The sequence below is a fragment of the Arthrobacter sp. Y3223164 genome, from assembly GCF_059091005.1.
Map to the genome: position 1 here is coordinate 1 of NZ_JBNHGF010000893.1, position 395 is coordinate 395.

Consider the following 395-nt stretch of genomic DNA (forward strand, 5'->3'; position numbering starts at 1 on the left):
ACAGCGCCAGCGACAGGTCCACGCCGACCGCCGCGGCCAGCAGCAGGCAGCACACCAGGGCCGTGACGGGGCGCGGGAAGAGCATCAGCGGGATGACGCCCGCCAGGGCCAGCAGGACGAAACGTCCGGTGATCGCCACGGCGTCACTCAGCGGGGGACCGGCACGGTGGCCAGGATGCTCTGCAGCACGTCGTCGGCCTGCACGCCGTCCATTTGCGCCTCCGGCCGCAGTCCCACCCGGTGCCGCAGCGCCGGCAGGGCCATCGCCTTGACGTCGTCCGGCGTGACAAAACCGCGGCCGTTAAGCCACGCCCAGGCCCGGGAGGTGTTGAGCAGGGCGGTGGCGCCGCGCGGCGAAACGCCCAGCTGGAACGACGGCGCGGACCGCGTGGCCC

The 395-nt window shown here is 73.7% G+C and carries 1 protein-coding gene; it reads right to left on the bottom strand.

Translation table 11 applies throughout. The features are described 5' to 3' along the window. Positions 1-147: 147 nt before the first annotated feature. Positions 148-395, bottom strand: a 248-nt coding sequence (locus AC5RUJ_RS18595; RefSeq protein ID WP_494156555.1) for an AAA family ATPase, incomplete at its 5' end; no start/stop codon positions are given.